Origin of the sequence: Winogradskyella bathintestinalis (assembly GCF_030407435.1) — a bacterium.
GTDB classification, from domain to species: Bacteria; Bacteroidota; Bacteroidia; order Flavobacteriales; family Flavobacteriaceae; genus Winogradskyella; species Winogradskyella bathintestinalis.
The window spans coordinates 1,182,261-1,191,771 of record NZ_JASDDK010000001.1; the positions used below are offsets into that span (position 1 = coordinate 1,182,261).

7 protein-coding genes are annotated in these 9,511 nt (G+C 34.9%); all 7 read left to right on the forward strand.

What is annotated here, in order from left to right; genetic code table 11:
• Positions 1-49 precede the first annotated feature (49 nt).
• The 7 genes from QMA06_RS04925 (at position 50) to QMA06_RS04955 (ending at position 9,407) form a co-directional block, all read left to right on the forward strand.
• Positions 50-2,188 carry a bi-domain-containing oxidoreductase gene (locus QMA06_RS04925; protein WP_290205736.1) on the forward strand — a complete coding sequence of 713 codons (2,139 nt, stop codon included), beginning with the start codon at positions 50-52 and terminating at the stop codon, positions 2,186-2,188.
• A complete protein-coding gene (locus QMA06_RS04930; protein WP_290205737.1) occupies positions 2,169-3,371 on the forward strand; it encodes a delta-aminolevulinic acid dehydratase in 1,203 nt (400 codons plus the stop codon). The genes QMA06_RS04925 and QMA06_RS04930 overlap by 20 nt, the downstream gene beginning before the upstream one ends.
• Before the next feature lies 1 nt (position 3,372).
• Positions 3,373-4,071 (forward strand): WecB/TagA/CpsF family glycosyltransferase, encoded by a 699-nt coding sequence (locus QMA06_RS04935; protein ID WP_290205738.1) that lies wholly within the window; start codon positions 3,373-3,375, stop codon positions 4,069-4,071.
• Between the two features lie 177 nt (positions 4,072-4,248).
• Entirely contained in the window at positions 4,249-5,346 is a 1,098-nt protein-coding gene (gene wecB / locus QMA06_RS04940; protein WP_290205739.1) for a non-hydrolyzing UDP-N-acetylglucosamine 2-epimerase, read from the forward strand.
• Between the two features lie 123 nt (positions 5,347-5,469).
• A complete protein-coding gene (locus QMA06_RS04945; RefSeq protein ID WP_290205740.1) occupies positions 5,470-6,576 on the forward strand; it encodes a glycosyltransferase family 4 protein in 1,107 nt (368 codons plus the stop codon).
• Positions 6,577-6,670: 94 nt separating this feature from the next.
• Positions 6,671-7,432 (forward strand): polysaccharide biosynthesis/export family protein, encoded by a 762-nt coding sequence (locus tag QMA06_RS04950; RefSeq protein WP_290205741.1) that lies wholly within the window; start codon positions 6,671-6,673, stop codon positions 7,430-7,432.
• Positions 7,433-7,436: 4 nt separating this feature from the next.
• Positions 7,437-9,407: a GumC family protein gene (locus QMA06_RS04955; RefSeq protein ID WP_290205742.1), complete on the forward strand. Its 1,971-nt coding sequence runs from the start codon at positions 7,437-7,439 to the stop codon at positions 9,405-9,407.
• The last annotated feature ends 104 nt before the right edge of the window (positions 9,408-9,511 follow it).

Consider the following 9,511-nt stretch of genomic DNA (forward strand, 5'->3'; position numbering starts at 1 on the left):
CAAATAATAGATAGAGGATAATCTCTTACACGTAAAATAACAGAATATAATGCAACAACTCACACAAAAGCTAGGTTCTGGCGATATGATCATTCAAGACGTGCCTTACCCACAATTAGGAAAAGGTATGGTGATTGTTAAAAATCACTATTCCATAATTAGTGCTGGTACAGAGGGTTCTACGGTCGTAGCAGCTCGTAAAAGTTTACTTGGTAAAGCCAAAGAGCGTCCACAACAAGTAAAGCAAGTGATTGATACCTTAAAGAAACAAGGTCCAATTCAGACGTACAGAGCTGTGATGAAAAAACTTGATGCGTATTCGCCATTAGGGTATAGTTGTGCTGGTGAAGTCATTGAAGTAGGTGAAGGCGTTACCGAATTTGAAGTCGGTGATAAAGTGGCTTGCGCAGGCGTAGGTTATGCTAATCATGCCGAAATTGTCTCCGTACCGGTTAATCTTTGTGTGAAATTAAATCCTAGTACCAACTTAAAAGATGCGGCTTATAATACCTTAGGGGCCATCTCAATGCAAGGGGTGCGTCAAGCAGATATGCGCTTAGGTGAATCTTGTGTAGTTATTGGTTTAGGCTTATTAGGGCAATTAGCAGCATTAATATTAAAAGCCTCTGGTGTTACAGTTATTGGAATCGATGTATCGGAAGCAGCTGTTCAAAAAGCAGTGGATAATAATGTGGTTGATTTAGGGTTAACCAGAAATGCTGCAGGAGTAGAAGAACAAATTCAAAATGCAACTAATGGTTATGGTGCAGATGCTGTAATTATTGCAGCAGCTACAGCAAGTTTAGATCCTATTAACTTTGCAGGTGCTATAGCACGTAAAAAAGGAAAAGTGGTGGTGTTAGGTGCTGTGCCAACTGGTTTTGAACGCGATCCATTCTGGTATCGTAAAGAGCTAGAATTAAAAATGGCCTGTTCTTATGGTCCTGGACGTTACGATCTTAATTACGAAGAAAAAGGAATCGATTATCCGTTGCCTTATGTACGTTGGACAGAAAAACGCAATATGGAAGCCTTTCAAAATTTAATCGCGACCAAGAAAATTGATATCGATTACTTAACAACGCACGAGTTTGAGTTTGATAATGCAAAAGATGCCTTTGATTTAGTAGTGTCTAAAGCTGAGCCGTTTACAGGTATCGCTTTAAAATATAATATTGAAAAAACAGCCAATAAAACAAAGATTGCTACCTCTGAAACTGAGCAATTAGGAAAAATAAACATCTCATTTATAGGTGCTGGTAGTTATGCACAAGGTAATTTATTACCCAATATACCAGAAACTAATGATGTTGCTAGAGTAGGAGTATTGACGAATACAGGGACGACTTCTAAGCGTGTTGCCGAGAAATTTAAGTTTCAGTTTTGTGCCACTAATGAAGAAGATGTGTTAGATGACAAAACCAATACGGTTTTTGTAGCGACGCGTCACGATTCTCATGGGCCTTACGTTTTAAAAAGTCTAAAGGCAAACAAAAATGTGTTTGTTGAAAAACCAATATGTTTATTAGAATCTGAATTAGAAGATATTATAGAAGCCCAATCTGAAGCTAAAAAAGCAGTTATGATTGGTTTTAATAGACGCTTTTCGCCATTAACAGATAAGCTTAAAAAGGCCGTAGGTAATAATCCTATGACCATATTATATAGAATTAATGCAGGAGCTATTCCTGGTGATTCTTGGATACAAGATTTAGAAATTGGAGGCGGTCGCGTTTTAGGTGAAGTATGTCATTTTATAGATTACTTAACCTATCTTAATGGAAGTCTTCCTGTAAAAGTGTCGGCCTCTGCATTACCTGATGCCAATAAATTAAATGATACGTTGAATATTTTAATTCAATTTGAAAATGGATCATCTGGAGTCGTGGCGTATTATGCTAACGGTTCTAAGTCTATGACTAAAGAATATGTTGAGGTATTTTCTGCCGGAATTTCAGCAACCTTAAATGACTTTAAAGAATTAAAAATTTACGGTAAAGGAAAACCTAAAAAGGATAAGATTTTTAATCAAAATAAAGGTCAGAAAGAAATGGTTGAAGCCTTTGTTAATGGCTTATTAACGGATGGCAAAGCTCCAATTCCTTTTGAAGAAATTGTAGCGGTGACCAAAGCGTCATTTAAAGTTTTAGAATCTGTAAAACGTGGCGGTGAGCAAGTTGAAATCTAATATAGCATCCAGTTTTAAAGACCTTAAAAGCTATTGTGAGGCGGAAAACTTTAAAGGTTGGGATCCTTATGATGGAATGAACTCTAAGGTTTTTCAGGCCCTACCATTAAAGAATTGGGATTTAGCACGATTAGCTTGGATTCAAGGATTTAAACGAAGTCCTATTAATTTCAGGAAGTTGCTTTTGGTGCCTAAAGAACATAATACTAAAGGCTTAGCCTTATTTCTTTTAGGCTATTGTCGCTTGTATAAATTAGCTGAAATGGGTAGCGAAGAGTTCGGAACCAAAGACCAAATTTTAAAACGTATTAACGAACTTTCGGACTTATTACTAAGCCTAAGATCTAACGGATATGCGGGTTCGGCTTGGGGCTATAATTTCGACTGGCAAGCGAGACGTTTATTTTTGTTCAAAAAATTTACACCAACGGTGGTGGCCACTTGTTTTTGTGTTGAAGCATTATTAGAAAGCTATGAAATCACTAAAAACGAAACCGTCTTAAAAGAAACGTTGACGGCTGCGGATTTTGTACTTAAGGATCTTTCTAGAACTAAACACCAACGCGGGATTATATTTTCATATAGTGTATTAGATGGTAATAATACGGTCATTAATGCATCATTGTTAGGAGCTAAAATATTGAGCTATTCTTATAAATACACCAAAAATCAAGAGCATGCCGATTTCGCAAAAAAAGCAGTGATGGCAGCTTGCGATTTACAAAGTGAAGATGGGTCTTGGATTTATGGATTATTACCCGTACAATCTTGGATAGATTCATTTCATACAGGATTTAATTTGGATGCCATCGAAACTTATCAACAAAATACAGGCGACCGAAGTTTTCAATCGTATTTAGATAAAGGCTTAGAATACTACTTAGAAAATTTCTTTGAAGCCGATGGGATGCCAAAATATTATCATGATAAAACATTCCCTATAGATATTCATTGTCCGGCACAAGTGATTGTGACCTTATCAAAAATGAAAGCCTTTCAACCTAACGAAGCCTTACTTTCTAAAGTGTTGCATTGGACGATTGATAACATGCAGCATAAGAAAGGGTATTTTTATTACCAATATAGAAAAGGCATGAGTTCTAAAATATCCTATATGCGGTGGTCTAATGCCTTTATGTTTAATGCTATGGCGCATTATTTACTAGAAACAAAATCTAATTAATATGGAGGCTAAGTCCTTAAATGGAGTCATGACGTTTGCGCCAACTTCTCGAAAAGAGTTAATGCAATACGCCTTTGATAACCATAAAATTATGGTGGCTGTTAATGCAGAGAAAATTTTGCATGCTACTGACGAAAGTAGAGCGTTAATCAATAGAAATATGGGCTATCCAGATGGTATTGGTGCAGTTTGGGCTTTACAGAAAAAAGGGGCAGGAAATGTAGTCAAAATTCCAGGTTGTGAATTGTGGCTAGATGTTGTTCAGAATTATTACAAAACAAAGTCGTTCTACTTAGTGGGCGGAAAACAAGCGATTATTGAAGAGACGGTTTCTAAACTGAAATCCGAATATGAAGACATCAATATTTGCAATTATAGAAATGGCTATATTAAAACCGAAGCTGAGGAATTAGCCTTAATCGAAGATATAAAAATGCATAATCCAGATGTGGTCTTTGTGGCCATGGGGTCGCCAAAGCAAGAGTTATTAATGGAACGCATCCAAAAAGAACACCAAGCAGTATATCAAGGCCTAGGTGGAAGTTTTGATGTGTTTACAGGCAATGTAAAACGTGCACCAAAATGGTGGGTGAAAAACAATATGGAATGGACGTACAGATTATTAAGTCAACCATCTAGAATAAAAAGGCAGATACATTTAGTTCGTTTTTTCGTTAATTTGCATTTAAATAAATATTAAATTCAAAAAATTTTTAATCAAATAATCAAAATTTTAATTGATTATATTGTCCCCTTAGGATTATCGAGATAAAAATATATTTTTGTTGAAGATACCAAGCGACGCTTATTAGGGGTGTTTTTTTAAGATTGTAAGATCCCCTTAAAAAGTAGTCAAATTCAATTGTTAATTTCAAATATGTACAACATCACAATAATAGCTGGAGCGAGACCAAACTTCATGAAGATTGCCCCAATTATCCACGCCATTCAAAAGGCAAAACAAGATAATATCGAAATCGATTACCGCTTGGTACATACAGGGCAACATTACGATAAAAATATGTCGGGTAGCTTTTTCGAACAATTAGAGATTCCAGAACCACACGCTAATTTAGAGTGTAGTGGAGGCACACAAGCTGAGCAAACCGCAGCCATTATGATGAGTTTTGAAAAAGAATTAATGGCTAATCCGTCTGATTTAGTATTGGTAGTTGGTGACGTAACCTCTACAATGGCCTGTGCCGTGGTAGCGCAAAAATTACAGACTAAAGTTGCACATGTGGAAGGAGGCATCCGTTCCGATGATTGGTCCATGCCAGAGGAAATTAACCGTTTAATAACGGATAGTATCACGAATTATTTCTTTACTACCTCTGAAACGGCGAACGCCACGTTAAGAGCAAGTGGAGTAAAAGGCTATCAGATATTTTTTGTGGGGAATACCATGATTGACACCTTGCTAAAGCAGCGCCCGAATTTTACACAACCTAAAGTGTGGAAGGACTTAGATTTAGAGCAAGGGAATTACATCGTAATAACACTACACAGACCAGCTAATGTTGATGAGGAGTCCCAGTTAAAAGACATGATTGATCAAATTATAGCGAATACGCAAGATCTACCTCTAGTGTTTCCTGTACATCCTAGAACAGCAAAAATCCTAGAACGCCTTAATATCAGTCATTCAAGACTACATACCGTAGAGCCTTTAAGCTATTTAGAATTTAATTTTTTAGTGGAAAAAGCAAAAGCGGTCATCACAGATTCAGGAGGGATTACGGAAGAGGCATCGGTAATGAGAGTGCCATGTTTAACGTTGAGAGACAATACTGAGCGACCAGAAACCATTACGCTAGGGACCAACGAATTAGTGGGGACAGATCCCAAAAAATTAAAACCTTATTTAAAAAAATTGTTTGCTGGGGATTGGAAATCAGGTAATGACATCCCGTTATGGGATGGTGGGGCGGCAACTCGAATTATAACAAACCTTAAAACATTTATTAATAAATAGTTATCTTTATATTAAATGACTATTTACGAAATCTTAAATCGTTTAAATTGCAACTGCATTGGTATTAATTTGTACATTGCGGGCAATTAATAGATATGCGAATTTGACATTATCGGTTGAAATATGATTAAAATCCTACTTGAAAATTTTAACCCAGATATTAGACCATTTGTCTGGTTAGTATCTGCCTTTATTTTGGCTTTTGTTATTGCTTATCAAACCTTTCCAACAATATTATATGTATCTAAGACGAAACATCTAATGGATGAGCCAGATGGACGCAGTATGCATGCCAATAGAACACCGACGTTGGGTGGTATAGGGATATTTTTTAGTTTGGTGGTTGTAATGACTATTGTCGGAGCCATGCTTAATACTAAGGTATTATTATTGGTAATGGGGAGTTTAACCATATTATTTTTTTTAGGATTAAAAGATGATTTAACGGTGCTTTCGGCACGAAAGAAATTTACAGGTCAATTACTCGCCGCAACACTATTAATTTTATTTACTGATACGAGGATTATCGGTTTTTCTAAAATATTCCAAGTTGATGTATTACCATATTGGGTGTCCATTGTCTTTACACTATTTGTTTATATATTGATTATTAATGCTTATAATTTAATAGATGGGGTGGATGGATTAGCAGGGAGTATTGCGCTATTAATAAGTGCGGTATTTAGTGTGCTATTCTACAATTCTGGAGCCCTCAGTTTGGCGACCATTTCGGTAGCTTTAATTGGGGCTTTGACGGCTTTTCTTAGATATAATTTTTCTTCTAAACACAAAATATTTATGGGAGATACGGGCTCAATGATTGTAGGATTTTTGATTGCCTTTTTTGCGATTAGTTTCATTTCCCAAACACAAAATAATATGAGCTCGCTTTATTTCGGATCGTCCCCAGCTTTAATTTTAGCGATGCTATTTTACCCCTTAATGGATACGTTTAGAATATTCTTTATAAGAATTTTCATTATGAAAAAGAGCCCATTTAAAGCGGACAGAAATCATGTGCATCATCGTTTTATTCTTCAGGGGTTTACACATGTACAAACGACGTTAACCATTGTATCTATAAATTTATTTATAATCCTAATTGCTTTTAGTATGTTACATTTAAATTTAAACACCCAAATTGGTTTGTTATTTATTTACGGGTCAATCTTATTTTATGCACCCTTTATGATTAAGAAAAAACTGAAGAAAATTAGAAAAAATAAATAAGTTTTTATAAACCATCCATTCATTTAGCTAATAAAGGTATTGTCTTGAAATAACTATAAATACTTTATATTTGCCCTCCATTAAGAAAAAAAATATGCAAATAAAAATTTTGACATTATTACTACTAGTTGCAGTTTCATCTTGTGCTTCGAGAAAAGATGTCTTGTATTTACAAGATGTAGAGACTACAAACAATAGCACAATCCCGTATCAAACGGCAAGTATTCAACCGAATGATATTTTAAAAATTACCATTGGGAGTTTAGAACCTTTAGCGGCTATGCCTTATAATAAAAGTGTTATAGAAGTAACTCAAACACAAAATTTAGAGCTTATTAAATTGAATGGCTATGTGGTGTCTTTAGAGCAGACTGTGAACTTACCCATTTTAGGCGAAATTTCTACTAAAAATCAAACGACTAAAAAACTAGAGGCTTTTATTAGTAATAAACTGATCACCGAAGGACATCTAAGTGATGCAAAGGTTAGTGTGCGTTTAATTAATGCTAAAATAACGATATTAGGTGAGGTTAATCGACCAGGTACTTTTAATTACACCGATCAAAATATGACACTTTTACAAGCTTTAGGATATGCTGGCGACTTAACTATTAATGGAAAAAGAGAGGATATTTTATTAACAAGAGAAGTCGATGGTATCCGTAAAATTACGCGTATCGATCTAACGTCCGCTGAATTTATGAATGGTGAATATTACTTCATTAAGCCAAATGACTTGATAGTAGTGAATCAAAACGATCCTAAAGTTAAAGAATCTGGTTTTATCGCAAATGTGGGAACCATTTTAACAATAGCGTCTCTAGCACTTAGTATAACAATTTTATTGACGCGATAATTATATGGGGAGTACTTTCAATAATATGTATGAGTTCGAGGAAGATGATAATTTAGATTTAAAGCAAGAAATTCGTCGTTATTTGCGATATTGGCCATGGTTTGTTTTTACTTTAGTGGTTGTTTTAGTGAGTGCTTTTATGTATTTAAGATATACGTCACCAGTTTTTGAAACCTATTCTAAGGTGAAAATTTTAGATGAATCGGATGGTTTGGAATTACCGACATCAGCTTTTATTTTCAAACGCTCGAATATCAATTTAGAGAATGAGATCGAAATTTTAAGCTCATATCTTATTATGGATCGAGTAGTAAGAAGGTTGGGTTTGGCAACTAGCTTTTATGAAGAAGGCACCATTCAAACATCTAATTTGATGACGCTTCCATTTGCTTTTAAACAAATTATACAATCCGATAGTATTGTTCAAGAACAATCTTATAAACTAAAAATAACACAAAATGGGCTTGATATTACTAATGTAATATCGGAAAGAAACTATTATTTTTCCAATTACAATACACAAAGCTCAGAGCATTCCTTACCATTTCAGGTGAATATAGAGTCATTAGATATGCGACCTGAGCTCATTGATAAAACTTATATTATTAATTTTAATCCTATAAAAGACGTTGCACTAAGTTTAAAGTCTAAAATTGAAGTTGAAGCCATTGGCGACCAAAGTGATTTGCTTAAACTAAGTATTAAAGGGGAAAGTAAAACACTATCAGAAAATATTCTAAACACGTTAATGGATGTGTTTGATAAGGATGGGATTTCCGATCGACAACTAATTTCAAAAAGAACCTTAGATTTTATTGATGATCGTTTTGTGTTTTTGGCTCAAGAATTGGATTCTATAGAAGTAGGGCGTCAAGATTTCAAACAAGATAATAATATCGTTGATATCACTGTAGATGCTGGTTTAGGTTTAGAACAACGCGCCCAATCTGATGAAGAAGTGTTTCGAATTGAGCACCAACTAACCTTGGCTAAGTTATTAGAGAGTTCATTAATAAATGACGCTGAATCCGATTTGTTGCCAGCCAATATAGGTATTGAGAATTCAAATATAAATGTGTTAATTTCAGATTATAATAGCGCCGTAATCGATAGGGACAAATTTTTAAGTAGTGGTGGAGTTAATAACCCATTAGTTAAACAGGCGGTTGAAAAGGTAGAAGAGTTAAAAGCTAATATTAATAGATCCTTAAGTACTTATGCTACTCAATTGGGGGCATCACGAGAACAATTGAGCCAAAGAAATCGTAAGTTTAGCGGTAGAGTAGCTCAAATACCAGAAAAGGAAAAATTATTGCGTGCCATTGACCGTCAACAAAAAATTAAGGAAAGTCTTTATTTATTGCTATTGCAAAAACGTGAAGAAGCGGCAATTAATTTAGCAATTACAGAGCCGTCTATTAAAGTGGTAGAGTTCGCTTTATCAGGTTCCCAGCCTATATCTCCTAAATCTAGAATTATATATGCTGGTGCATTTTTGGGCGGGTTACTGATTCCGTTTGGAATACTCTACCTGATCTTCATGTTAGATACCAAGCTGCACAGTAAAGAAGACATTACTAAAATAAATTCTAAGATCCCTGTCATTGGTGAAATACCTGATGTAAAAGCAAAAGAAGATGTTATTTTCAATGATCCAAATGCACGTACGGCTTTGGCGGAGTCTTTTAGAATTCTAAGCTCTAATGTAGATTATATTTTACCGGTAAGAGCAGATAATAAAGGACGTGTTATTTATTGCACATCAACAATAAAAGGTGAAGGAAAAACCTACATCAGTATTAATTTGTCTTTGGCCTTATCGAGTATTAATAAAAAAGTGTTACTGATTGGTGCCGATTTAAGAAATCCACAAATTCATACGCATATCGACGAAGATAAACGAAAACCGGGATTATCTAATTATCTTCATGATACTAACTTTAATTGGAGAGTGAACTTTCCTGAAATAGGTTGACTAAAAATTAAGCAATTAATTACAGTCACTTATGAAAACACAAAATGAACACTGGCGAAAAAAAAGCTATCAAAAAGCAACTTTAGAGACTAAACTTTTAGTCG